This window comes from Paenibacillus sp. AK002 (assembly GCF_053903045.1).
Map to the genome: position 1 here is coordinate 4772053 of NZ_CP096377.1, position 22426 is coordinate 4794478.

The following is a 22426-nucleotide window of genomic DNA, read 5'->3' on the forward strand; positions in this document are numbered from 1 at the left end:
TCAAAAAAAAGAACTCACCGCTACGGCAAGTTCCTGCGCTCTTTGTCATCGACTTTGGTCAATCGATCATAACGCTTGTTATTCCCATTCCATGCCCCGTTGGATATGATGAAGCCGACCACGATATAAATGGGAAAATAATAATAGTATCTTGTTACAAAATGTTCCGGGGTAAATCTGTCCTGATCCAGGAGCCAGGTCGCGGCAGCCCATACAGCATATAAAAACAAGCCGTGAGCCAGTCCTCGGGAAAATACGAATTTGCCTTTTCCCTTCCCCCGGATCTGCGTCCACCTGCGATAGAATCGCGCATCTCGCTCCATCCGATCCCTCCGCTTCAAGGTTTAGATACGTTTGTAATACAATACCGTTCCGGCAAGCTCACCGTTAGAGGATATGGCATAATCGGGTATAACTCCAGCTTGAATATAACCCAAAGACTGATACAGTTTGTTAGAGGGGTCCCCCTCCCGGGTATCTAAGACCAATAGGGTTCTGCCCTCTGCCTTCGCTTTCGGCTCCAGATGCAGCATCAGCGTTCTGCCGATACCTCCGCGGCGGGAAGCCGGATCTACCATCAATTTCGCCACCTCAGCCCGGTGCCTTCCATTCGCTTTCGTTGCGCACTGCAATTGAACCGTGCCGATCATCTTCCCATCCTGCATGGCTGCCCACAGGGTAACCCCTGGGCCAAGGGCATCCTTCCAGTAAGCGGAAGCTTCATCATAAGACAGCGGAGCTAAGAATCCCACCGAGGCCCCATCTTCTACAACCCGAATCAATAATTCCGTCAATTGATGATGCGTGTCGGTTTCTAATCGGTCGACCTCCACAATCGTAAATTCCTGATTCATGATCGGACACTCCCTCTCTCATCTATTAAACCCATTCTATCCGTTCTGTTGCCATATGTAATTATTTTCTGCAAAGTCAAGCCATGCCGCGCGCTCAGATTCCCTTATCGTTTCAAGATGTCTGCCAGCGCTTCATTCAGCGTATCGTATGCAAAATGAAAACCTGCCTTGCAGAGTCTGTCCGGAATCACCCAGCGGCTCTTCAGCACGAGTTCCGTTTCCGTACGTATAAGCCTGGCCCCCAGCTCAAGCAGCCATTTAGGCGATGGCAATCCCATTCTGCGATTCAACGCAAGCCGAAGCTGCTCCATCAGTTCCTTGTTCGTCTCGGGATAAGGAGATGCACCATTAAAAACCCCGCTCAGCTCTTCCTTCTCCTGCAAAAACAGAATCATGCGATACAGATCCTCCACATGGATCCAGCTGAACCTTTGCTTACCCGTACCTTGGACGCCGCCGAGCCCGAATTTTACCAAGTTAACATAAGGCGTCATGACACCGCCGCCAGGTCCCAGCACAATGGCAATGCGCAGGGCGATTTGTCTCGTCTGAGGCAATCGGAAAGAGAAGAAAGCGCGCTCCCATTCCTTGGCAACCTCGACGGAGAAGCCTTCGCCGATCTCGCCCTGCTCCTCCGTCATCGGCTTATCTTCGGCATGGCGATAAATCGTGGCCGTGCTGGAATTAAACCAGGTACGCGGAGGAATACGGCAGGCCTCAACGGCGCTGCCGAGTATGTTCGTTGTCTCCGTTCTCGATTTCAGAATAAGCTCCTTGTTGTTTTCATTGTAACGGCAGTTAACGGATTTGCCCGCTAAATTAATGAGCATATCCGCCCCCTCCAGGGCAGCGACGATGGCTTCGCGATCGTTCCATGCGATATGACCCTGCCGTCGGGAGATCATAAGTACCTGTGCTTGCTGCTCATTCGTGAATTTTTTCGCAAGATAAGTTCCGATAAAACCAGTTCCACCAGCTAAAACGATCTTTTTCATAGAATAAAATCAGCTCATTTCTCTATGTTTTATCCACATCATATACTCCATTTGACCATCGTTTCTTCCAATATACCATTTTTTCAATAGAGAATAAAAAGAAAACACCCTCCTCATAGAAGGTGCTCCATTCGTACGAAACCTACTTCCTTGGCATCGAAAACAAATACGTGGAGAAATCACGGTTAATGTAATCCTTAAAATGCCTCTTGTCAGCTACGGGAAAACGATCCAGTTCCTCTGTTGTCCACTCGCTCAGATGGGTCTCGAACTCATTGCCGTATTCAGCGCCCTGCGGCCAGTCTGTTCCAATCGGAATATTAAGCAGGACAAAGCGGGATTTTTCAATGCAGGTCTGCAGCAGGACGAGCGCCCGCTCTTTTGTAAAATGCTCCAGAACGTCACCCAGAATGATTAAATCGAATTGTCCCGGCTGGACCTGCGTTTGCAGATGATCGTAAGCATCCGCAACGTGGATTTTATTATAGAAGCATTCGTGGTAGGTATCGATATTGACAGGGTAAATCTCGATTCCTTCGATCCGCGTGTTCCAATACGCGCGAAATACGCGTCCTTCCCATACGTCCAAATACTCCCGGCAGATCATGCCCCAGCGGCCAAAACCTACCCCGATATCCAGAACGGACTTGGGAGCTACATAGCGGATCAGATCCACGCAATACGATAAATTCTGCCAGTTTGACGTCCCCATTCCCATACCTCCATTCGGAATCTTAACGCCCCAAATTCATCATCATATTCATCATTCGATTCATGACGCTCCCCGGCTCTTCCATTCCAACCTAATCCAGTGTATTCCTGGCCTTCCATTCCGGACTCGTCAGTTAACCATTTTCGTTGCACACATTTCGCTCATAAACAAAAAAAGATCCCCGAAGGGATCTATCCATTTAATAATGAGGTGATATGATTCTTCATGAACTGATAGCTGCCCTGATCATCCTTCTTCGCATAGAAACGAAGCCCGTCCAGCGCCCGAAATAGCTGATAGCACAGCAGCCTTTCTTCAAAATAGGGAATCTTCTCGCCTTGCTGCTCCATCGCTTCCTGCAGCCGCTTGGGAAATCCCAGCATCGGATACCACATATGAATAACGGAGACGTCCATCATGAAATCGCCGAACATGGCCATCTCCCAATCCACGATACCGGTTACGTTTTCGTTCTCTCCAAGCATGTTGCCCAAATGGAAATCACCATGGACAAGATAGCGCTCCGATGGCGAATAGCGAACAAGTTCAATCATCGTTTGGTAGATCTCTTCGAAAAACGCTTTTTCCAGAAAACTGTGCTCATACAGGCTCTGCCATCCATGGTAGAAACCTTCTTGCTCCGCATCGAATACAGACGTCAGGTGGTCCAGCCATGAACGATGAGCGGCCTTGCCTTCCGGAGTAATCCACCCGAAGCCCTCATGGGACTCTCCGGTAGGGGTCTGAAGGATCCGCATGAATTGCTGGACGATGTCGGGAACCAGCCCTCGAATTTGTGCCGGCTCAAGAGCGCTTATCGGCGTACCGGGTACTTTATCCGAGATCGAGTAATGGATATTCCCCACGCTTCCGATCTTATGGATTCGAGGAATGGGCAAGGATTGATCACCGTACATACTGTAGATTTTGTTTACTTTATGAAGGCTGTCCCCATTATCCTTAAAATGAATGACATAATCGGCATCGCCCTTACGATAACTGAATACCTTGCTTAATTCTCCCATCTCGATGGGGGTGACATTCAGCACCGTCTCTCCTTCAATCTGCTGGAGATGGCTTACCGCCTTATCCAAAGTCATCTCCGGCTTGAATGTCTTCATAACCCTTGCCCCTCCTTCGTCTCCGTATTCAGGTTCCTGGACGCATTCCATCTTCGATATAACAGAGGAAACAACTCATACAGATTACATGAGATACTTGATGCGGATATATGGATAGCAGAACCCGTCATGCCTTTATTCATGCTCATGAGCTTCCTTTTCCAGGCGGGATGCCTGGACATCAAAAGTTCAGGATCATATACATCGATCCCTATAAACTTCTCATTCTTAATCTGATAGATGTGAATGTTCTTGATTTCGCTCCACGCGACGGCTCCGGCGCTCGCATAGGAGGATCTATCAACGATTCCCTCCCGCTGGATCAGGAGTGCAGGCTCCGATTGAACAAGCTTGACGATGGAAAACACCAGTCCCATGCCAAAAAACAACGCGCAAATGATTCCAACCAATACGATAAAGATATTGTTCGAGGTTAACCCTCCGTACACTAACCCGCTGCCTACCAACACAAATGCCAGGGAACCCACCAGCATTTTGGTCACCTTGGGATAAATCTTGATTTCTTCTTGTTCCTGCATAGCTTGCACTCCCTGTTTCTATTTACAATATCTAGAGGATATCATCCGATCGTTATGAATCATAGCTAACCTCGAATTCTTTAACGAATACAGCCGTACCGGAAATATAGACGTCCATGGTCTCTTCAAAGCGATTCACTTGAACATCGACTCTACCGTCTTTCCCCATTTCCTTGCCTTGTTCAACGATAAATCGTGCGGAGGGGGCCTCGGGATTCAAATAGGTTAAATAGTAAGCTCCCATTACGCCTGACGCGGTTCCGGTTACCGGATCCTCGACGGTGCCTGAGTACGGTGAAGAGAAATGTCTGGCATGCATGAACGAAGACTCGTCGATCGTTTCCAGGCAAAAAGGGTGCAGAGAGGCTTTCGGATTGTCCGTTAATATATCCGGGAACATGGCATTATGAGGCACCATCCGCCTAAACGGCTCCAGCCCCTTAATCGGTACCAGCAATGTCCAAATCCCCGTGCTTCCATATACGATCGGCATTGCGAAATCCAAATCCTCGCGCTGCAGGCCCATGGATGATGCCAGGCGGTCAACATCTCCCTCAAAGGGCAGGAATTGAGGATGATCCTGCTTCATCTTCATGGTTAGCTTTCCCTGAGCATCCTGAAATTCGATCGGCAAATTGCCCACTCTTGTCTCAATCCACACGGTTTCTTTGTCAGGGAGCAGCCCCTTGGTCTTCAAGGCATACATCGAGGCCATGGTGGCATGGCCGCACAAATTCATCTCATGTCCGGGCGTAAAATATCTTAATCGGACATCTGCTTGCTCCGATTTTAATATGAAGGTCGTTTCATTGAACCCTACGCTATGGGCGATGGCCTGCATCTCCTTCTCTGTCAGCTCGTCTGCGTTCAAGACCACGCCGGCAGGATTACCCATATTAGGCTGTATGGAGAATGCATCATAATGAAGTACATTTATGGATTTCATGTCCTTTAGTTCCTTCTTTCAATAATGACTTAAATGGAGAACAAAATTTGAGAAGATTTTACCATTGGACATGGGTTAAATCCAGACCAAATTTACAATCAGCAGCCTTCACCCGGCAAATTTCGTTCCGCCGGTCCCGTTGCTCGACGACGTGCAAGCAAAAAAACGGTCTATGTGACCGGTTCTTTATAGAGAAATGAGCTTGATGATGCGATAATTCGTCATTTTTTGATACGCACGGGTTCAATTTGGCGCTCAACGGTTCATTTCGTAAGCCGACCTGAATATATATCTGGCATATTCTTTGGAATGGACTATACGCGGGGGTGATGTATTGATCGCTATCAGCCTATGCATGATCGTAAAAAATGAGGAACATCATCTGAACCGCTGCCTGTCCCGGATAACAGACATCGTGGATGAGATCGTCATTGTGGATACAGGCTCCACCGATCGCACGAAAGAAATCGCCCGGTCCTTTCAGGCGGTCGTTTATGATTTTGAATGGATCGACGATTTTGCGGCTGCGCGAAACTTTGCTTTTAGCAAGGCCAGCCAGGACTATATCCTGTGGCTCGATGCCGACGACGTGCTGCTTGAAGAAGACCGGATGAAACTAATAGCGCTTAAAGAAAACCTTACGCCCGACATCGATTCCGTGACCATGCTCTATCATTTGAGCTCGGACGAATTCGGCAATGTCACCTTCCGTCTGCGGCGCAATCGTCTTGTCAAACGAAGCCGGGCTTTTCGATGGATCGGGCCCGTCCACGAATATTTGGAGGTGTACGGTCATGTTCTGAATAGCGATGTTGCCATTACCCATCTCAGCTCGAATCATGATCCGGACACCGGCCGGAATCTCAGAATCTATGTGCAGCGCGAGGCAGCCGGCGAATCGTTCACCCCGCGGGATCTGTTCTATTATGCGAATGAACTAAAGGATCACCGTCTTTTCGAGAAAGCGATCGATTATTACGAACGATTCTTACATACGGAAAAAGGCTGGGTCGAGGATGTTCTCTCGGCCTGCAGCAGGCTGTCCGATTGCCATCACGAGCTCGGAAACGGGCAAGCCGCATTTGAATCCTCTCTCCGATCCCTGCAATATGCGCCGCCGCGGGCCGAATTCTGCTGCCGCATCGGTTACCATTTTCTCGAGAAAAACCAATATGATACGGCCATCTACTGGTATAAGCTGGCTACCGAGCTTGAGCTGCCTCCGGATTACATGGGATTTCATAATCCCTCCTTCTCCACATGGCTTCCCCATCTGCAATTGGCCGTTTGTTACGACCGAATCGGAGCTTATGCGCTTGCCAATCAGCATAATGAGAAGGCGCTTGCCTACCGACCGGGCGATGAGACGATGCTGGCGAACCAAGAATATTTTCGAAACAAGCTGCAGGAGCTTCAGCGTGACGATGAGAGGCAGAGCTCATGACGACCCAGGGGCGAAGACGCGTTTTGATCGGCAGTCCTGTACGGCAGAAACCGGAGATTCTGGACCATTTCCTTACCTCATTGCTGCGGCTGGAACAAAATTCCCTGGAGCTGTGCTACTTCTTTATCGATGACAACAACGATGAATTATCCAGCGCCAGATTGAGCCGATTTATGAAAGAAGTTAACCGGGTGGTTATCCACAGCGCCCATATGCCTGATGATCACGAATATATCCGCGACGAGACAACCCATTATTGGAACGATCGATTGATTTGGAAGGTAGCCGATTATAAGAACAAGATCATTCAATATGCGCTTGACTTACGGTTTGACTATCTGTTTCTGGTCGATTCGGATTTGCTGCTGGCACCGCAGACCCTGATTCACCTCATCGCCGCCGACAAAGAGATCATTTCGGAAATCTTCTGGACCCGTTGGCAGCCGGACTCACGTCCCCAACCCCAGGTGTGGCTCAAGGATGAATATACCCAATACGAACAACAGGCGGGCGAAACGTTGGACGAAGCCCAAAAGGAACATCGCTATCAACAATTCGTGAGCCGGTTAGCGGAGGCCGGCGTGTATGAAGTCGGCGGACTCGGAGCTTGCACTTTAATCAGCCGCCGGGCTCTTGTGCGCGGGGTTAACTATAAACCCATCTACAATTTGTCCTTCTGGGGAGAGGATCGGCATTTCAGCATCCGGGCGGCTGCGCTGGGGTTCACCTTGTATGTAGATACGCACTACCCGGCTTACCATATCTACCGTGAAAGCGATCTTCACCATGCCGGACTGTTCCTGAAGGCAACGGATAAGACTACATCCATCCCCGAGGTTACGCGAAGCTGCCTCGATGAGCGAGAAGAGGGCTGTCTCAACCCCATTGATGCGAATCGCCGCACGGCCCGCCCATCGCTCACCCTGACGATGGTTCTGAAGAATGAAGGCCAACGCTATCTGCGTCAAGCGCTTGAACGGCATCGGGACTACATTGACCAAGCCGTTATTATCGATGATGCAAGTACGGATAACACGCTGGATGTATGTATGGAAGTTTTGAAGGGAATTCCGCTGCGCCTTATCAGCAACGAGGCATCCTTGTTTCACAACGAGGTTGAGCTGCGAAAGCAGCAATGGCGCGAAACCTTGAACGTTCATCCCGAATGGATTCTGAATTTGGATGCGGACGAATGGTTTGAGTCTTCTTTTACGGCCGAGCTTCCTTCCATGCTGAAGCAAAACGAGTTCGATTTATACTGCTTCCGGCTTTATGATTTTTGGAACGAAACCCATTACCGGGACGATGAATTCTGGAGCTCGCATAAAACCTATCGCCCTTTTCTTCTGCGTTACCGTCCCGAAATGAAGTATTGCTGGAAAGAGACGGCCCAGCACTGTGGAAGGTTCCCGGCGAATGTATTCGATCTTCCCCACCATCTTTCAGCTATTCGCCTTAAACATTACGGGTGGGCCAAACCGGAATACAGGCTGGAGAAGCTCAAGCGTTATCGTCAGCTTGATCCTGAAGCGGAGTTCGGCTCGAAAGAACAGTACGACTCCATTCTGGAGGAATCGCCTGCACTTGTTGAATGGATGGAATAACGAATAACCATAAGAGGAAGCGATAGAATTGAAAATCATTCATACCCTGCCCTTATTCATTCGGGAGAGCTCGCGCAAGAATGATTTACACATGGCCAGCCTGGCGTTAAGCAGTCTGCAGCGTTCCCGGGAGCATAGGACGGTTCTGTTTAATCAAGGATGCCTTACGAATGAAGAGCTGCAAGAATGGCTGCAAACGTCAGGCCTATCCGGTGTTATTCTCGGGAACGGAGCGAATATCGGTATCGCTGCCGCCAGGCAAGCCTGTTTTGAATTCATATGGGAGCACTTCCCTGAAGCGGGGTACATCTCCGAAATTCATGTCGACATGCTCTTTCCTCCGGATTGGCACGAACCTCTTCTTCGTTATCTGGAATGTAACGACGAACCTATGGTATCGCCCGGCATCGTTACCTCAACCGGAGAACTGCAGCCCTTGGGTGAGTTCATTGTTCTTCCGAAAACACCAGGTGAGCTCAGCGAAACGCTCCAGCGGCTGTCAAGAAAAGGGATTGCGGATGGATTCGTGCATCCGGTCGTTCACCGTGCGGAAGCCCTTCGCCATATTGGAGGTTATGATACTCGATTCTTATCCGGCAAGCAGGGCTATGAGGATGACAGTCTGCTTCTGGGCATGCGGTATTATATGGGAACCCGCACGGCATGGAGGCCGAAATGCTGCCTGGCCTCCTGGGTATACCATGCAACCATGGCCCAACGCATGTCGATGCCGGACAAATACATCGAATTTTCCATGAACGAGACTGGCCTGTTTCATCAATACGGGGCGTACGGATTGAGAGAACTGGCTGAGATTCACAACGGCTCCGGTGAGTTCCACCGGCTGTTTCGCAAGTACACGCCAGAACACAAAGGGGTGACCGAATGATATGCTGCCGGATGAACGCCAGAAGAAGATTTGGGATCAGCTATGGTCCCGGGAGGTATCCTATCACTGGGATTCACTAAGCCAAACCATCTACGATAAGATCATGGAGGTTACAGGAGGCATCGAAGGGAAGCGCATACTCGAGGCCGGTTCCGGAACGGGCAAGATTTCGATGCGCCTGGCTGCTGAGCATGCGGAAGTGACGCTGGTCGACTATTCCGAGAATGCGCTGTACAACAGCCGGAGCGCCTTTTATAGCGCGAAGGTTCCGGGCACCTTTGTTCTCTCCGATATTAGGGAGATGCGGCTTCCTGACCAGCACTTTGATCTAACCTGGAATGCGGGGGTGCTGGAGCATTTTGAGGAAGAAGAGCGGATCGCGATATTAAGAGAAATGAAACGGGTTACCAAGCCGGGAGGAACGATGCTGATCCTCACCCCTTTTGCGGAATGTTTGCCGTATCGTGCGGGTAAAGAAGCCGCCGAACAGCTGGGCACCTGGATGTATGGCACGGAGCATCCCGCCTCCACGCTCAGAAATCAATTTGAGCGGTGTGGTATAACGTTGATCGAGGAGAGCAGCATCGGCTTTTTGAACAGTTTGGATTTTCTTGATTTCATCCGGGATTCCCAGACCGTCAAGCATTGGCTGACGATGTGGTACCATAGACTCCCTGAATACGAGAAGCGCAATGTGCCCGGATACCTGCTCGTCAGCGTTGGAACGGTTGGACCGTTACCCGAGGCTGCCGAGCGGCAATGCAGGCAGCCTCTTGATGATGATCTATCGCCTGACGAGAAACTGTCCCGTGCCCAAACGATTATCTCTTCCTATCATGCCAAGCGGAATGGGAGCCACTATCTGTCTGTTTATAAGGATGAAAAAGCCAGCTACTGGTACCCGCTGCTTCCGATCCTGGACTCGTTGCTTGTGCACCGGGGCACCCGTGTACTGGATATCGGCGCTGCTTACGGTACGCTGCTAATGTACAGCGTATTGTCCGGAGCTCAGGCACACGGCTTGGATCACATGGCGGATTACTGGTCCGTGGAACTGGAACAGGACTACGGGATCCGGTGGAGTCAGTGCAATGTAGAAGCCGAGGATATTCCGGGAAACGAACGGTACGATATCGTTCTCTTTACGGAAGTGCTCGAGCATATGAATTACAATCCGATACCGGTTCTCCGGAAAATCCATGACAAACTGATGCCTGGCGGAAGCCTGCTCATCTCAACGCCGTGGAAACGGCATTTTGCGCCTGCTCGTCACGATCCTGATCTAATCGATATGCCTTACTACCGGATAGGAGACGGTTTTGTTGATGCCGAGATGAAATATTATTCGATCGATGAAATATATGTACTCGCCGAAGCGACGAATTTTCAGGTGAAATCGCTGGAGATCTATAACGGCCATATACTTGCCTGGTTTCTGAGAACGCAGCAGCCTGGAATTTGACCTTATCCCGCTTTACCCAGAAAGATTCTTATGAACAGACAACAGCCCGGCTCATCTTTAGAGCCGGGCTGTTGCAGCATGCTGTCCTAACTATTTCACAGAGACGGTAATGGTTACGGTCTTCGAATTGTACTGCCCCTTAATGCGGGCGGTTCCCTTCGCGATCGCTTCAATGCGTCCATTCGTTACTTTGGCCACGCTGGAGTTGCTGGTTGTCCACACGGCGGTGTCCCCAACACTCGTTTTTGCGCCGGTATCATATTCGGCCGTAACCGTTACGGTTTTGACGTCACCGGGCTTCAAGTTCAGTTTCTTCTCGCTGGCGATCAATTTCGTCATCTTCGGAACCACGTTTACTTTAACGGTGACTTCTTTGCCTTGGTATGAACCCGTAATCGTTGCTTTACCCTCGGCAACCGCTTTAACGGAGGTTCTGGATACCGTTACGATCGCGGTGTCCGAAGAACTCCAATTCATCTTGGATGAGAGCGAAACCGTTTTGCCGTTGCTGTAGTAGCCTGTAACTTTAATCGATTTGGATTTCTTGATGTTGAGGTCAATATTCTCCGGGTCTACGACAAACTTAACGACTTCCTGTTCAACCACGACCGGAATCTTGACCTCTTTGTTCAAATATGTGCCTTTCAGCGTTGTCGAGCCTTTCGTTAAGCCCTTGATCGTACCGTCTTTAATGACAGCCGCAGATCCTGTCAGCGACCATTCGATGGAAGAGGTCACATCGCTCTCTTCGCCATCCTCGAATACGGCATTTACTTTCGGCAGCGCGTTGCTTCTGCCTATAACCAGCTGATACTCCTCAACATCCGGCAGCAGCACCAGCACTTTTTCGTTAACCGTAACCGGCAGCGTCGCTACTTCTCTGGAACCGATCTTACCGGTGATTGTTGCTGTACCGGCATCGATGCCTTTGATTTTGCCGTCTTCGGTCGTTACCACGTTCTCATCGCTCGATGTCCAGGTCACCGCACTGCTGAAATCCTCTTCCTCGTCGTCCAGAAGCGTTCCCGTCACTTTAGGGAAGGATTTGGATTCGTCTTTCAGCACATCCACCTTCGTGTCCTCTGTTTCAAACTTGGTTACCGTCGGATACACCTTAACGGTAAATTCTTTGCTGATTCCGAGGTAGCTCACCTTGATGGTGGAGGTTCCCTTAGCTCTTGCCGTAATCACGCCACCGTTGACGGATACCGCCAGCGGATTGGATGAGGTCCATTCCCCGGCCACGTCGATGGATTGGGAAGCCGCATTACGAACCTTGGCTTTTACCGTAATCGAATCGTTCATAAACAGAACCGGATTCTTGACGAAATCCGTCTGATCCAGTATCAAAGCTTCATATGGATTGCGCACATACACATCCAGCTTGGCAGTCGAACCCAGATAGCTCACGCTGATCGTGGATTTACCCAATGCCACCGGCTTCAGCTTGCCATCCTCAACCGTTGCTACGGAAGTGTTGGACGATTTCAACTCTATCTTGTCCGTTACGTCCGTACCTGCATCGGTCTCCGACTGCTTGGCGAATACTTTAAGATCCACAGGCGCATCACCGACTAGCAGCTCCTGATCCTCGCCCGGAACGATCGCAAGCTTTTGGTAAGGAGCGACGACTTTGACCGTAAAGGAAGCCTTGAGCCCTTTGTAATCCGCAGTCACGGTTGCGCTGCCCAGTCCTACGAGGGTCAGTTCCCCTTTGCTTACTTTCACTACGCTGTCATCGGAAGTGGTCCACTTCGATTCCGTTGTCACGTCGTTCGTTCCGTCAGCCAGTGCTTTAACGGTTAAACCTTCCGTTCCAAGCTTATGCTCCACTTTATCCGGCTGATCCAGCTTGAACTCGTCGATGGCAAATTTGACGTCGACATCAATCGTTTTGATTGCGCCTTTGTATTTTGCCGTAATACGAGCCGTACCCTTCTCCAGCGGAATAATGAGACCGCCGTCAACCTTTACGATTCTCGTGTTGGACGAAGTCCATGTCGTCTCATTGGTTACGTCCTTCTTCGTGGAAGATCCTTCAATGTTAGCCAATACGCGAAGTTGTTCCGTTGTTTCATTAACGGTTAAGTAAATTTTGCTCTCGTTCGTGTCAAATTCAATCGATGTTACGTCCCCGGAGGCGGCGAATACGCTGGTTGGAAAAACCATCGCCAACATCATCACAACGACAAGAAAGATCTTCGTTGTCTTTCTGTTTAAGCTCATTTATTTCTCTCCTTTGTACCTTCTGTCTCGCAGGCTTTTTTTCCAGTCTATCTGTATATCGACAGTCCCGGATTAAATCGTTACCTTCTGAAGCCAAAATGGGCACAAAGTAGGATATTTTCCCATCTGCGGTTGTTCATTAAAATAAACTCCTCAGCTTAGTTGAATGAGTTTAACATTGTTCCACAGATAATGGATGCCTGAGTAAATCGTTAAGGCTACTGCGGCAAGCATGAGCAATTCGTCCACTTGGACCATCCTGATGAACGTAAACGGAGCGTTATCCAGCAATACCGCTGCAATGGCTGTGACTTGAAGGACCATTTTCAATTTGCCGAGCCTATCAGCGGACAATGCGATTCCCTGCTCGGAGGCGACCATCCGAAGTCCCGTAATGACGAATTCCCGGGCGATGATGGCAACGGCGATCCAAGTCGAAACCATGCCGGATTGAACCATCATGATTAAGGCGACCGATATGAGCAGTTTATCTGCGAGCGGGTCCAGCAATTTTCCAAGGTTCGTGATTTGATTCATTTTCCGTGCAATGTAACCGTCCAGCTTGTCCGTAGCCGATGCAAGAATGAACACGCCCAGCGCGATGTAGGTTCCATAAGCATGAATGAATCCGAAGAAGCGGCTGTTCTCGGTCAACCATAACGGATACTCGGCAAAAAATAAAATAAAGACGGGAATCAATAATATTCTGGCTATCGTTATGCGGTTGGCAAGGTTCATCGGCTCATCTCCTCGATCTGCAATTGGAATCGTTCCTTCCCCCAACTATTCGGTATCGTAAAAGGTCATGTGCTCTTTATCCGCTCGGTAATAGTCCAGCCTGTCCTGCAATCCGCCCGTATGAAACTCGAACATGTGCCCGTCCGGATCCAGGAAGTAAATCGACTTCTTATCCTTCTCGTCCCTTGCCCTACCCGGCAAAATCTCCACTTGGAGCGATTGAAGGCGAACCAGCGTCGGTTCCACATCCTGCTCATCGATGGTAAATGCAATATGCGTATAGGTTCTGTTTGCCGTGCTTCGGTCCACGTCTTCTTCGTTTAGAGCAATCCACAGCCCGTTCAGATCGAAATAAGCCAGCTTTCGCCCTCTGACCAGAAGCTTGGCTCCAAACACGTCCCTGTAAAAACCAATGGACCGTTCCAAGTGCGAAACCGAAAAGCAGATATGGTTAATGGCCTGCAGATTCATTGTTCGGCGGCTCCCTTTCTATATAGATTCAATGATGTCCAGCACATGCAGCGGTTGACGGATCTTCTCATACCCGCTCTCCATAAACGTATTGTACCAATAGGCGTGATATGGCATTAATCCGGCACTGCCCGCTCCTCTCAGCTCATCTGAACCGCCATCCCCGATAAACAGGGCTTCCTCCGGTCTTACGGATAAGCGCTCACAAGCCAATCGATAGATTTCTGCATTCGGCTTGGCTACCCCAACCTGATAAGAGAAGATAACGTCATCGAAGTAGGGGGCCAATCCGCTCTGGCCAAAAGAAACCACCTCTTCTTCCGAGCAATTGCTGATCAAGCCCAGCCTCAGTCCCCGTTCCCGCAGAAGTTCCAGCATCCTGAAGATCTCCTTCGAGATCGTATGGAAAGGAATTTTCTTCTCGCTGACTCTCGACTGATATAGAAATTCCACGTGTTCCTGAGGATAGGGCAAACTGCGAGATTCCAGAATGTCGCGGATCACCGAATGATAGTCGGGAAAATGCCCATTCATTCTGCGCTCCGAACGAGTGCTCCACTCCTGTTTAAACTCCGCGTCCGATAGCCCGAGTCTATCCATATAATCATAGGATCTCTTAGATACCCGCTTGCCGTCTGCAAACTCCGTGATTAACGTCTCATATAAATCGAAGAACACCGCCTCGACTGGCATACCCTCCGCTCCCTTCGTTAATCGGCGAGACCTGCCGCCTGTGGTATTCTGACCGGATACCGCCTAACAATTTCCTCCAGAACGTGCCCTGTCTTTTCATCCCATATCTCGCTTAATTCAAACGTTCCCTCTTCGAAAAACAAAGGAAACCTTCGTTTAAACCAATCCTGCATGGGCAATTTCAACGCCTCTTCTCGATCCACCCATAACAGTTCCCCTTCGGGAGGATGCTCAAGCAGCTCCCCTTCAAAGGAAGTGGCCAAATAATTAAATACCATGTACCGAAACCCCGTATTCGGTTCACAGGATTCTTCAAGACCTTTATAGATGATGTCCTTCACAATCAAGCCGGTTTCCTCCCGAACCTCCCGAATGGCTCCGTTTACAATGCTTTCCGGAAAATCCACCTTGCCGCCGGGGGCAATATATCCGGGGAATCCTTTGTCATCCGGTCTGTTCATCAGCAAAATTCTGCTTCCGTCTTGTATCATGCACATGGTGTACAGCTTCACTTCGGTCTGCAACCTCATCCCTCATTCCTGTCCGATCTGCTTGGTTATAGTATACAACCCCAAGCGCTGGAAGACGATACGATGGACGGAGATTCATGTATATCTGTTGCCACTATTCACCGGTTGTTAATCCTCGTCAAAAAAGGCCGGAGCAGCTTCTGCTCCGGCCTTAACGGCAATGTATGATCCACCTGGTTGGATCTTCGCTTTACGCGGCCATTCGCATGTCGGCCGAATACCCGCCATACATCATATAACTCGCGGTCGGCGATTGAACCTCCATCGGAGCCATGCTTCCAATGGCCGATGCCCCGCTGCTGTTCCATTGAATCAGCCTAACGACAGCTTCGACATCCCCGGATTGGTATGCCTCTGCCAATGCCTGAAGATTCAGGGTCATCTCTGCCTCTTCCGGCATAGCCAATCCAAGCTCCTCTTCCTCCGGGTTCAACGATTGCAGCACCTTTTGAGCTCGATGAAGGGCCGCTTTTACCGCTCCGTCCGTCGTTTGCAGCATATTCGCGGTTTCCGAAATGGAATATTCGTACACCTCACGAAGCAGCAGCACCGTTCGCTGCAGGGGAGACAAATGTTCCATCAGCCATTGAAAGGCGAACTCGATGTTCAGCTTGCTGTCCTCGTTCGAGGCTTCTTCTTTAGGCAATACGTGCTCCAGCTTCTCATCCAGAATTCGTCGATAGGTTTGATCCCGGCGGACCCGGTCAATCCATGTATTCTTGGCGATCCGAATCAGGAGAGCTTCGGGATTGGCATGGCTCCGCTGCTGCAAATGCTCCAGCGCCTTGATCCATGTGTCCTGCACCAGATCATCGGAATCCCATGAGGAGTTTGTAAGGGACAGACAATACCTGTGCAGGGCAGCATTCAGCTCCGCCAGGCCCTGGTCGGCCGCCGTGGTGGCGCTCGGTCGATAGATCGTCATCGGAATCCAACTCCTTTCCACATCTCGGTAGGATATCTTATAGGTAAACGAATGAAGCGTGCTTTTCGTTACGCTGTCATCAAAAATATATTTCGTGGTTTCTTTAGTATCTTTTGCAGCGGTCTCTTCGTTTACTTGCTGAATCACGAAAACCTTACGAAGATGGAGGATGAAACCATGAATTTTGTTCCTTATGTTGTTGAACAAACCAACCGTGGCGAACGATCATACGATATTTATTCCCGACTGCTGAAGGATCGGATCGTGTTTGTGGGCGCAGCCATCGATGACGCCATCGCCAACAGCATTATCGCGCAGCTGTTGTTTCTTGCGGCCGAGGACCCTGAGAAGGATATCCATATGTACATCAACAGTCCGGGCGGCTCGGTATCGGCGGGCTTTGGCATTTACGATACCATGCAGATAATCAAACCTCAAGTCAACACCATCTGCACGGGATTCGCCGCATCATACGGTGCGATCCTGCTGCTGGCTGGCGCCAAAGGCAAGCGCCTCGCTCTGCCGAACAGCGAAATTATGATCCATCAGCCGCTGGGCGGTGTACAGGGGCAGGCCACCGATATCGCCATTACGGCTAAACGCATCCTGAAAACCCGTGAGAAGCTGGCGCATATTATATCCGAGCGCACAGGTCAGTCCGTCGAACGCGTCGAAAAGGATATGGAGCGGGATTATTTTATGTCGGCGGAAGAAGCGAAGGAATACGGGATCATTGACGACATCGTCACCAAACTGTGACGCTATCCGATGAATGCCCATGATCCGATTAACCCCGATACTCTATTTTATTCACAAGGAGTGAACCGTATATGCTGAAAAATTTGCTGAATCAGGAAGTGAGCATCTATTTTACGGATGGAAGTTATGTGCGAAACGGCACGCTGGAGGAAGTAGGCGAACAATTCATCCGATACAAAGATGAATACGAGATGCTGTACGTACCGTTAACCGCGATCCGCTACGTTTCGGTGAATACCAAGGAACGGGACAAACCGAGAGTGGGCTTTGCGCCAACTTCTTGATAAAACAACAAGAACCGCATGGGCTCTTAAGCTCATGCGGTTCTGTTTGCATCATGCTTTATTTTGTCTACTATGAATGAAACCATGCGCTGTTTGCAGACCTCGTTCTGCTCCCTCTGATGATGGCCGATAAATGCCAGCGCATGAACGACGGAGTAAAAATCAATCAGTGTCCGCTGTTCCCGGTCCGCTCCCCACTGCCTGCATAACGCCTCTACGTAGGCCATTCCCCGGTCTCCGATATCAGAGACCACCGCCGTTTGGGTGAGGGCAATCATGTACAGCGGGTCTCCATAACAGACCCAATCGAAATCCACGATACCTTGCAGCGTGCCATCGGACACAATCACGTTCTTGATCGTGAGATCATCCAGGAAACAGACAGGCTCTATCCGGTCGAAATCAGGCTCGTATCGCCGCTTGATGTGCTGCAATTGAACGATGATGTCCGGAGCAACCTCACCGGTTATGTTGCCGATATGATCGCGGATATCACGATCGATGATCTCCGCCCAGGATGTAAAAGGCCCCTGATCTCCGATCGGAACCCATCCGAATCCGGTGCCCAAGGGAAGCTCTGACACCTTGCGCTGGAAAACGATGATCTGTCCGGCGAGATCGTCCAATTGTTCATCCGTCATGCCCTCAAGCTCATATCGCAGATCACGGCCCGGAACATGCTCTAGCATCATGTAAGCATAGGGGACCTTCTGAAGGGATACATCCGTTCGAATCACGCTCGGTACCGGCAAGCCCAGCGATGATAGGATCGCTATGTTGTTTGCAGTATGCTTCAGGACGTCGGGCTTGCGATTGGTTCGTAGAATGATTTGCCGGTCCGGAAATGTTACGCTGTACACCTGATTGGTATGGCCGAATGACATGGGCTCGACCTTAAGCGGCTGAATGCCGTATACCTCTGTCATCAACTCTTCGACGTTCAACTTGAACACCTGCCTTAACGGTTACTGATTCGCCTCCCGGATACGTCCCAGCTGTCTGATATGCAGGGTCTCGTGTATCGCTATAAAGTGGGCCCACTGTGCAGCATTCAGCTCGAATCCATACGGGTGAAGATCGTGCAGATCATTCGTATTTCGCTCGGCCAGCTTCGTTATGATCTGCTTCGTTGTTTCCCGTACTCGATTCAGCTTATCCATCGCTTCATCATAAGATAATACACCGGTGGGCATGGCCTGTTCAGGGGCTTTAATCTTTTTGCCGATGATGCCGCTGGTGGACAGAATCTCGCTGACATCAGTCACTTTTTCTTCCAATGGCTCTGAGGGCTGAACGGGTTCCCGCTCAAGCATTTGCTTCAATTGGTATTGAATCATGGTTTCAAGCTTCCCCAGATGCTCTACAATCTCGGTTACGCTCCAACCGTTGGGAACCTCGCGCAACCCCTTGTCATCCGGACTGAAAGACTCAAGCACCTTCGTTAATTTCTGACGAACCTGATCCATGTAAGGCACGATATCTTGGAATTTCACCATATTTACATCTCCTTGTAAGTCGTATCGCTATATGTCTATATAAACACAGTGCTTTCCTTTATATCACTCGGTTCCGGACCTGTTCAAAAAAGCACCACTTGCAGTCAACGATCGAAAAAGCCCCGTGATTCGCTGACGATGAAAAATGTTGCTTCGATTCACACCTCTTCATAATGTTCTACAACAGGGAACGGATCGTAAAAGTGATGCAGCCGTTGTTTCCAGTCCTGATATTCCGCGGATTCCCGAAAACCTATCGTGTGATCCTCCAGGGTCTCCCATTTCACCAGCAGAATGTACTTATGATCATCCTCCAGGCATCGCTTCAGCTCATGATGGATGTAGCCCTTCATCTTCGAGATGATTCCTGACGCGACTTGGAAATTCCGTTCAAAATCCGCCGTTTGTCCCGGCTTCACCTGCAGCATGGCCACTTCGAGTATCATACATGCTTCCCCCTTTGTATTAAGTTGAGGTATTACGGCTTTTCTATCCTTTATACTCAAGCTCAAGAGAAGCCTGGAATGCAAAAACGCCATCCTCATCCGTCTCCAGACGATAAACCTTCCGAACCGCACTCAGGTTTAACCCGCCATAAATATGCGGATACAGCTGATTCAGCTCATATAAATCCTCAAATATGATCTCCGCGTCCACCTGATCTTCTTGAATCCCCAGAACGAGCAGATCGGTTCTGCCTGTGTAAATTGTGTTAGCTACGCCGCTGACTTGCGCCTCGGTCGAGCAGTGAATAAATCGGTCCGTCTGCAGGCTTGGCGGCTCGTACATGTCCTTACCTTGCGCTTCCATCCATGCTTGCTTCGAAATAATATGATAGATCATTCCGTCCAGTCTCCTCCGTCTATTTTCCGTTTAATCTTGACACACTTGCGATAGAAAAACCAGATCCCTGGTACGTGATTTCAAGGTGACCTGCTTTTCGGATGAACTATAAAAGAAGACATCCTTCAAGATGTCCTCTTCACTATCGTATATCGGTCCTCGTCAAAATCCTCGTAGGTTACGGTGTAGACGGATTCCCCCAACGAGGACGCCAGCTGTCCATTGATAAAAACGGCGCATGCCTGCTCATCAATGCCGATGCCGTGACGCACTTTCCCTGTCTTCATTCCCAGCAGCAGGTTGGACTGGTCGTCCCACTCCGTATAATGAACGCTGATCAAGACATTCGAGAACAGCCCTACGCCTTGCTTAAACATCATGATGCCTTGTTCATTATCAAGCGGGGATATCAGGCATGTCTCCGGAAGAATTAGGGCACCTGCCGAATTGCCGGCAATCGGAACGCCATTCTCATAGCGGTCGATTAACAGCTCTTTAAAAGGCCCCGTCGCGTAATAGTGATGGTATTTCTCCGTGTTACCCCCGCCAATAAATATTCCCGTGGCCCATGACAGCACCTGCTCAGCGTGTCCCATGTCCAGATTCCCGTCTTCATCGGGAACGATCACGCTCACGTTCTGGGTCATTCCCGCTTCAGTCCACATCTGCTGAAACAACGGAACATACTCCTCCCAGCCCGGCCGGTTCATGATGCACAACGCAATCCTGGCATGAGAACCGCCCGCTTGCTCTAGAAACTGTCGATTCGCTTCGGCTTGAAAGGAATGTCCACCGAGCAAAAATAGATATCGATCCTTCAAGATATCCCCCCTTACTTTTTCTTTCGCGGATCCCGTTTGTAAACAGAATACAGCAGTACGGATATAAAATAGATCGGCAGCAGGATGATGCCAATCACGGCGCTTAACAGAACGATGGATAGCTGGCCGCGCTCAGCGATATCGTCATAATTCATATAACCGTATACAATCCAGACCAGCCAAACCAATGTAACGGCATAACCTATTTTATAAGGTAATCTCACAGCATAAATCACATCCTAGAAGTTGTTTGCTTGACACATTCATAAACATTTCGAATACAACATCTCAACAAACTCATGTTGATTCCGTTCCATCCATTCTTTTCTGATCATAAGTTGCTTCAACATAAGTTGAAAATAGGAGGTGATGTTCCTTCCGGCCAAATGCTGTCCGATATAGATGCTTAATAACGAAACATAATATAACTGCATGGTATAGGGAATCCAATCGATCTCTGCACGGGTTAACCTCATTTTTTTTCGATACTCATCTAAAAATAATTCGACCTTCGTCAAGGTCTGGTCCTCATGCTGAAGAAGATGGTTTAGACAGATGGATAGTTCCCATATCCGTATGTCCCTAGCGGCAAAATCAAAATCCAATACACCACTCATCTCCCTGGACTGGGGATCGATCAAGAGATTAAAAACTAAAATATCATGATGGACCATTTGCTTTGGCAGTACATTCAATTCAGGTGCACGGTTAAACCCACATTCATAGTATCCTTGCAATACAGCTATCTGTTCGGCATCAATCTCAAATGGAGGGCATACCAAAAACTCATTAATTTTCGTCTGATTGGCTAGAGAATGGAGGTTGTAAAAATCATGGAACGCAATCGCAGGATAAGCTACATCAACGGAATCCGATTCGAATTGTTGAAGAGCATATGATATTTCCCCAACTGTCCGCCCATAACTAAGGACATCGGACATGCTGGATAGGTCAGGAACCTCTCCTTCGATAAACCGTGTCAGGGAGCCCAGGGAACCATCCGATAGAACCACGTAATTGGCATCATCCTTACTGGAAACGAAACATGGAATATCAAACGATAAGCAACAACTCTCCAGATAGGCTGTTAGTCCAACCTCAAACCGTAATCTCTCTTCATTCTTCGTGTGACGATTGTATATTCTCGCGACGTATTTCTTTTGGTTCATTACGACAATTCGGGAATCATTCGTCATGCCGAAAGGCACGGTCTCGATCGAAGACACAGGGCCATGAAAATAATGCTGTAACAGCTCCTGAAATAAGTGTTCCAATATCTATACACCTCTTTTCTGATCAGCGCGCTCCCCCTATGATCGATCTTATAAAACCCCATCCTGATTCATGGTCTCACTCAGCAACTGCCCCTCCATTCGGGGAATTTTTTTTGGGGGGGAGTTCCTCATGCAACATATTTCTCTGACGATCATTAGACGCCTTGCTCCTCCCTATAATGACTGACATCCCCATGCAGAAGGATGGAAGGGACGTCATCGGTCAGCTCGATCTTGCTCAGGCATGTCGGATGGATGTAAGGCAGATCCCACAGCCGATCCAAACTTCTCCCCTCAAAATAAGCCATTAACAGCTTAACCACCACGGTATGCGTGACCAGCAAAATACGAGAGCCCGGATTTGAAGCGACGATTTCGTTCAGCTTGTTAACCGCACGCTCTCTGACCTCGAGAAACGTCTCACACCCCTCGACACCGAACAGCTCCGGATGATTCCAGAAATGATCCAACTGCTGAGGATACATTTCGCGGATCCGTTCCTGCATCTCTCCTTCCCATCCCCCCAGATTAATCTCTCTGAATTCATCACATGCCGTAATTTGCACATTCCGGTTCCCCTTGATGAGCTCGGCCGTATGGTATGCCCTTGAACTGGTACTGGAGAAGATGAAATCAAATGGTTCATGCTGCAAGGCTTCGCCGAGCCATTCCGCTTGCTGAATGCCCAGCTTCGTCAGCGGCGAATCCATATGACCTTGAAAACGATGCTGCACGTTCCACTCGGTTTGTCCGTGTCTGACAAGATAAATGGTGGTTGTCTCTTTCATGTTCCTTCCTCC

General features: G+C 49.4%; 27 protein-coding genes. 6 read left to right on the top strand and 21 right to left on the bottom strand.

Translation table 11 applies throughout. The annotated features are described in order from the left end of the window. Positions 1–20 precede the first annotated feature (20 nt). From M1D70_RS21180 to M1D70_RS21210, 7 genes are all read right to left on the bottom strand, one after another. A complete protein-coding gene (locus M1D70_RS21180; protein ID WP_456287845.1) occupies positions 21–323 on the bottom strand; it encodes a hypothetical protein in 303 nt (100 codons plus the stop codon). A 21-nt stretch (positions 324–344) separates the two neighbouring features. Beyond that, positions 345–854 carry an N-acetyltransferase family protein gene (locus M1D70_RS21185; RefSeq protein WP_456287846.1) on the bottom strand — a complete coding sequence of 170 codons (510 nt, stop codon included), beginning with the start codon at positions 852–854 and terminating at the stop codon, positions 345–347. 104 nt (positions 855–958) lie between these two features. Continuing rightward, positions 959–1849 (bottom strand): TIGR01777 family oxidoreductase, encoded by an 891-nt coding sequence (locus M1D70_RS21190; protein ID WP_456287847.1) that lies wholly within the window; start codon positions 1847–1849, stop codon positions 959–961. Positions 1850–1991: 142 nt separating this feature from the next. Next, positions 1992–2561, bottom strand: a complete 570-nt coding sequence (locus tag M1D70_RS21195) for a methyltransferase domain-containing protein (RefSeq protein ID WP_009589841.1) — start codon at positions 2559–2561, stop codon at positions 1992–1994. 191 nt (positions 2562–2752) lie between these two features. Beyond that, positions 2753–3682, bottom strand: coding sequence for a phosphotransferase family protein (locus M1D70_RS21200; protein WP_009589984.1), 930 nt, complete (start codon positions 3680–3682; stop codon positions 2753–2755). Beyond that, positions 3679–4221 (bottom strand): STM3941 family protein, encoded by a 543-nt coding sequence (locus M1D70_RS21205; protein ID WP_456287848.1) that lies wholly within the window; start codon positions 4219–4221, stop codon positions 3679–3681. The genes M1D70_RS21200 and M1D70_RS21205 overlap by 4 nt, the downstream gene beginning before the upstream one ends. Positions 4222–4273: 52 nt before the next feature. Further along, positions 4274–5167 (bottom strand): PhzF family phenazine biosynthesis isomerase, encoded by an 894-nt coding sequence (locus M1D70_RS21210; RefSeq protein WP_456287849.1) that lies wholly within the window; start codon positions 5165–5167, stop codon positions 4274–4276. A gap of 334 nt (positions 5168–5501) precedes the next feature. Here M1D70_RS21210 and M1D70_RS21215 point away from each other — a divergent pair, with 334 nt between their 5' ends. From M1D70_RS21215 to M1D70_RS21230, 4 genes are read left to right on the top strand one after another with little or no spacing between them, the layout of a single operon-like run. Continuing rightward, positions 5502–6611 (top strand): glycosyltransferase, encoded by a 1110-nt coding sequence (locus M1D70_RS21215; RefSeq protein ID WP_456287850.1) that lies wholly within the window; start codon positions 5502–5504, stop codon positions 6609–6611. Next, the gene (locus tag M1D70_RS21220) at positions 6608–8215 is read left to right on the top strand and encodes a glycosyltransferase (RefSeq protein ID WP_456287851.1); all 1608 of its coding nucleotides are present in this window, start codon (positions 6608–6610) and stop codon (positions 8213–8215) included. The genes M1D70_RS21215 and M1D70_RS21220 overlap by 4 nt, the downstream gene beginning before the upstream one ends. A gap of 28 nt (positions 8216–8243) precedes the next feature. Then, on the top strand, positions 8244–9104 hold the full coding sequence (locus tag M1D70_RS21225) for a hypothetical protein (RefSeq protein ID WP_456287852.1): 861 nt from the start codon (positions 8244–8246) through the stop codon (positions 9102–9104). Position 9105: 1 nt separating this feature from the next. Next, on the top strand, positions 9106–10566 hold the full coding sequence (locus M1D70_RS21230) for a methyltransferase domain-containing protein (protein WP_456287853.1): 1461 nt from the start codon (positions 9106–9108) through the stop codon (positions 10564–10566). Between the two features lie 90 nt (positions 10567–10656). Here the strand turns inward: M1D70_RS21230 and M1D70_RS21235 are convergent, their stop codons facing one another. The 6 genes from M1D70_RS21235 to M1D70_RS21260 all read right to left on the bottom strand — a co-directional run bounded on the left by M1D70_RS21235 (position 10657) and on the right by M1D70_RS21260 (position 16149). Next, positions 10657–12792 carry an Ig-like domain-containing protein gene (locus tag M1D70_RS21235; protein ID WP_009589988.1) on the bottom strand — a complete coding sequence of 712 codons (2136 nt, stop codon included), beginning with the start codon at positions 12790–12792 and terminating at the stop codon, positions 10657–10659. A gap of 153 nt (positions 12793–12945) precedes the next feature. Next, the gene (gene pgsA, locus M1D70_RS21240) at positions 12946–13530 is read right to left on the bottom strand and encodes a CDP-diacylglycerol--glycerol-3-phosphate 3-phosphatidyltransferase (protein WP_456287854.1); all 585 of its coding nucleotides are present in this window, start codon (positions 13528–13530) and stop codon (positions 12946–12948) included. Between the two features lie 45 nt (positions 13531–13575). Next, a complete protein-coding gene (fosB, locus tag M1D70_RS21245; protein WP_456287855.1) occupies positions 13576–14001 on the bottom strand; it encodes a metallothiol transferase FosB in 426 nt (141 codons plus the stop codon). A gap of 18 nt (positions 14002–14019) precedes the next feature. Continuing rightward, positions 14020–14694 (bottom strand): HAD family hydrolase, encoded by a 675-nt coding sequence (locus tag M1D70_RS21250; RefSeq protein ID WP_456287856.1) that lies wholly within the window; start codon positions 14692–14694, stop codon positions 14020–14022. Positions 14695–14711: 17 nt separating this feature from the next. Beyond that, the gene (locus tag M1D70_RS21255) at positions 14712–15224 is read right to left on the bottom strand and encodes an NUDIX domain-containing protein (RefSeq protein WP_456287857.1); all 513 of its coding nucleotides are present in this window, start codon (positions 15222–15224) and stop codon (positions 14712–14714) included. Between the two features lie 190 nt (positions 15225–15414). Next, the gene (locus M1D70_RS21260; RefSeq protein ID WP_036671122.1) at positions 15415–16149 is read right to left on the bottom strand and encodes an RNA polymerase sigma factor; all 735 of its coding nucleotides are present in this window, start codon (positions 16147–16149) and stop codon (positions 15415–15417) included. A gap of 177 nt (positions 16150–16326) precedes the next feature. On the opposite strand from M1D70_RS21260, the gene clpP reads away from it, so the two are divergent. After that, positions 16327–16908 carry an ATP-dependent Clp endopeptidase proteolytic subunit ClpP gene (clpP, locus tag M1D70_RS21265; RefSeq protein WP_009589802.1) on the top strand — a complete coding sequence of 194 codons (582 nt, stop codon included), beginning with the start codon at positions 16327–16329 and terminating at the stop codon, positions 16906–16908. A 71-nt stretch (positions 16909–16979) separates the two neighbouring features. After that, positions 16980–17192, top strand: a complete 213-nt coding sequence (locus M1D70_RS21270) for a hypothetical protein (RefSeq protein WP_009590043.1) — start codon at positions 16980–16982, stop codon at positions 17190–17192. Positions 17193–17224: 32 nt separating this feature from the next. Here M1D70_RS21270 and M1D70_RS21275 read toward each other — a convergent pair whose 3' ends face one another. From M1D70_RS21275 to M1D70_RS21310, 8 genes are all read right to left on the bottom strand, one after another. Continuing rightward, positions 17225–18118, bottom strand: coding sequence for a phosphotransferase family protein (locus M1D70_RS21275; protein WP_456287858.1), 894 nt, complete (start codon positions 18116–18118; stop codon positions 17225–17227). A 39-nt stretch (positions 18119–18157) separates the two neighbouring features. Further along, the gene (locus M1D70_RS21280) at positions 18158–18688 is read right to left on the bottom strand and encodes a DinB family protein (RefSeq protein WP_456287859.1); all 531 of its coding nucleotides are present in this window, start codon (positions 18686–18688) and stop codon (positions 18158–18160) included. A gap of 158 nt (positions 18689–18846) precedes the next feature. Continuing rightward, positions 18847–19134, bottom strand: a complete 288-nt coding sequence (locus M1D70_RS21285; protein ID WP_036664092.1) for an antibiotic biosynthesis monooxygenase family protein — start codon at positions 19132–19134, stop codon at positions 18847–18849. A gap of 43 nt (positions 19135–19177) precedes the next feature. After that, positions 19178–19531 carry a DUF952 domain-containing protein gene (locus tag M1D70_RS21290; RefSeq protein WP_456287860.1) on the bottom strand — a complete coding sequence of 118 codons (354 nt, stop codon included), beginning with the start codon at positions 19529–19531 and terminating at the stop codon, positions 19178–19180. Between the two features lie 125 nt (positions 19532–19656). Then, positions 19657–20352, bottom strand: coding sequence for a cyanophycinase (locus tag M1D70_RS21295; RefSeq protein ID WP_456287861.1), 696 nt, complete (start codon positions 20350–20352; stop codon positions 19657–19659). Positions 20353–20363: 11 nt separating this feature from the next. Beyond that, a complete protein-coding gene (locus M1D70_RS21300) occupies positions 20364–20576 on the bottom strand; it encodes a hypothetical protein (protein ID WP_009589787.1) in 213 nt (70 codons plus the stop codon). 39 nt (positions 20577–20615) lie between these two features. Next, complete coding sequence (locus tag M1D70_RS21305) at positions 20616–21626, bottom strand: phosphotransferase enzyme family protein (protein WP_009589874.1); 1011 nt, start codon at positions 21624–21626, stop codon at positions 20616–20618. 155 nt (positions 21627–21781) lie between these two features. Next, positions 21782–22414, bottom strand: coding sequence for a histidine phosphatase family protein (locus M1D70_RS21310; protein WP_009589931.1), 633 nt, complete (start codon positions 22412–22414; stop codon positions 21782–21784). Positions 22415–22426 lie beyond the last annotated feature (12 nt).

Coding starts and splice junctions, on each gene's coding strand:
- M1D70_RS21280 (WP_456287859.1), bottom strand. CDS start 18,688: ATGGTGAAATTCCAAGATATCGTGCCTTACATGGATCAGGTTCGTCAG.
- M1D70_RS21310 (WP_009589931.1), bottom strand. CDS start 22,414: ATGAAAGAGACAACCACCATTTATCTTGTCAGACACGGACAAACCGAG.
- M1D70_RS21210 (WP_456287849.1), bottom strand. CDS start 5,167: ATGAAATCCATAAATGTACTTCATTATGATGCATTCTCCATACAGCCT.
- M1D70_RS21285 (WP_036664092.1), bottom strand. CDS start 19,134: ATGATACTCGAAGTGGCCATGCTGCAGGTGAAGCCGGGACAAACGGCG.
- M1D70_RS21190 (WP_456287847.1), bottom strand. CDS start 1,849: ATGAAAAAGATCGTTTTAGCTGGTGGAACTGGTTTTATCGGAACTTAT.
- clpP (WP_009589802.1), top strand. CDS start 16,327: ATGAATTTTGTTCCTTATGTTGTTGAACAAACCAACCGTGGCGAACGA.
- M1D70_RS21250 (WP_456287856.1), bottom strand. CDS start 14,694: ATGCCAGTCGAGGCGGTGTTCTTCGATTTATATGAGACGTTAATCACG.
- M1D70_RS21185 (WP_456287846.1), bottom strand. CDS start 854: ATGAATCAGGAATTTACGATTGTGGAGGTCGACCGATTAGAAACCGAC.
- M1D70_RS21220 (WP_456287851.1), top strand. CDS start 6,608: ATGACGACCCAGGGGCGAAGACGCGTTTTGATCGGCAGTCCTGTACGG.
- M1D70_RS21180 (WP_456287845.1), bottom strand. CDS start 323: ATGGAGCGAGATGCGCGATTCTATCGCAGGTGGACGCAGATCCGGGGG.
- M1D70_RS21275 (WP_456287858.1), bottom strand. CDS start 18,118: ATGACAGAGGTATACGGCATTCAGCCGCTTAAGGTCGAGCCCATGTCA.
- fosB (WP_456287855.1), bottom strand. CDS start 14,001: ATGAATCTGCAGGCCATTAACCATATCTGCTTTTCGGTTTCGCACTTG.
- M1D70_RS21205 (WP_456287848.1), bottom strand. CDS start 4,221: ATGCAGGAACAAGAAGAAATCAAGATTTATCCCAAGGTGACCAAAATG.
- M1D70_RS21290 (WP_456287860.1), bottom strand. CDS start 19,531: ATGATCTATCATATTATTTCGAAGCAAGCATGGATGGAAGCGCAAGGT.
- pgsA (WP_456287854.1), bottom strand. CDS start 13,530: ATGAACCTTGCCAACCGCATAACGATAGCCAGAATATTATTGATTCCC.
- M1D70_RS21270 (WP_009590043.1), top strand. CDS start 16,980: ATGCTGAAAAATTTGCTGAATCAGGAAGTGAGCATCTATTTTACGGAT.
- M1D70_RS21230 (WP_456287853.1), top strand. CDS start 9,106: ATGCTGCCGGATGAACGCCAGAAGAAGATTTGGGATCAGCTATGGTCC.
- M1D70_RS21235 (WP_009589988.1), bottom strand. CDS start 12,792: ATGAGCTTAAACAGAAAGACAACGAAGATCTTTCTTGTCGTTGTGATG.
- M1D70_RS21255 (WP_456287857.1), bottom strand. CDS start 15,224: ATGAGGTTGCAGACCGAAGTGAAGCTGTACACCATGTGCATGATACAA.
- M1D70_RS21195 (WP_009589841.1), bottom strand. CDS start 2,561: ATGGGGACGTCAAACTGGCAGAATTTATCGTATTGCGTGGATCTGATC.
- M1D70_RS21260 (WP_036671122.1), bottom strand. CDS start 16,149: ATGACGATCTATCGACCGAGCGCCACCACGGCGGCCGACCAGGGCCTG.
- M1D70_RS21200 (WP_009589984.1), bottom strand. CDS start 3,682: ATGAAGACATTCAAGCCGGAGATGACTTTGGATAAGGCGGTAAGCCAT.